Below are 736 nucleotides of genomic sequence, written 5' to 3'. Positions count from 1 at the left end.
AACGACCCCTACACCAAAAATATTTCCTTTTCCAAAAAACCTTTTCCAAAAAACCATTTCCAATAAAATATTATCAATTTCTATCAACACTTTAAAAAAGATTTGCTAACTCAAACATTAATCGTATTATTGCAATTAAACAATGAGTAGATAAAACTATGTACACAGATCAGCAAAAAGAAATTGCGTTAATTGCAAAAGTTTTTGGACATCCTGCCAGAGTGGCTATTTTACAACAGTTATTTAAGATAGATGCTTGTTATTGTGGAGATTTATCCGAAGAAATTGGTCTTGCCCAGCCTACTATATCACAACATTTAAAAGAATTAAAAACCTTAGGACTAATTAAAGGAACAGTGGAAGGTGTCAAAGTCTGCTATTGTATAGACATTGAAAACTGGACTAAAATGAAAATGTTAATGCATCAATTTTTAGATCAGGACATTCCTAAAGCAGATTGTTGCTAAATTTTTTCATCTAATTCATCGTTAAATCGCAATAAACAAATCATAAAGAAATGAAGTTATCAGAAATTAAAAACAAATTGAATAAACTGGACAGAATTGCATTCCAATTGCCAAATGGGGAACTAGTACCCAGCCACTTTCACGTAACAGAAGTTGGAAAAATCACAAAGCATTTCATTGATTGTGGCGGAACCGTGAGAAACGAGGAGGTAGTAAACTTTCAACTTTGGAATGCCAATGACTATGACCATAGATTGCATCCGGAAAAA

2 protein-coding genes are annotated in these 736 nt (G+C 32.3%); both read left to right on the top strand.

The window, feature by feature from the left end; translation table 11 throughout:
- The first annotated feature begins 158 nt into the window (after nt 1-158).
- Nucleotides 159-467, top strand: a complete 309-nt coding sequence (locus G6N06_RS19660) for an ArsR/SmtB family transcription factor (protein WP_163518398.1) — start codon at nt 159-161, stop codon at nt 465-467.
- Between the two features lie 50 nt (nt 468-517).
- Nucleotides 518-736, top strand: a 219-nt coding sequence (locus G6N06_RS19655; RefSeq protein WP_240338119.1) for a DUF6428 family protein, incomplete at its 3' end; no start/stop codon positions are given.

It is taken from the genome of Gelidibacter japonicus, from assembly GCF_010725055.1.
Taxonomy (GTDB): Bacteria; Bacteroidota; Bacteroidia; order Flavobacteriales; family Flavobacteriaceae; genus Gelidibacter; species Gelidibacter japonicus.
The sequence above is the reverse complement of the archived record's forward strand: the minus strand, read 5'-3'. Positions and strand labels throughout refer to the sequence as shown.

Coding starts and splice junctions, on each gene's coding strand:
- G6N06_RS19660 (WP_163518398.1), top strand. CDS start 159: ATGTACACAGATCAGCAAAAAGAAATTGCGTTAATTGCAAAAGTTTTT.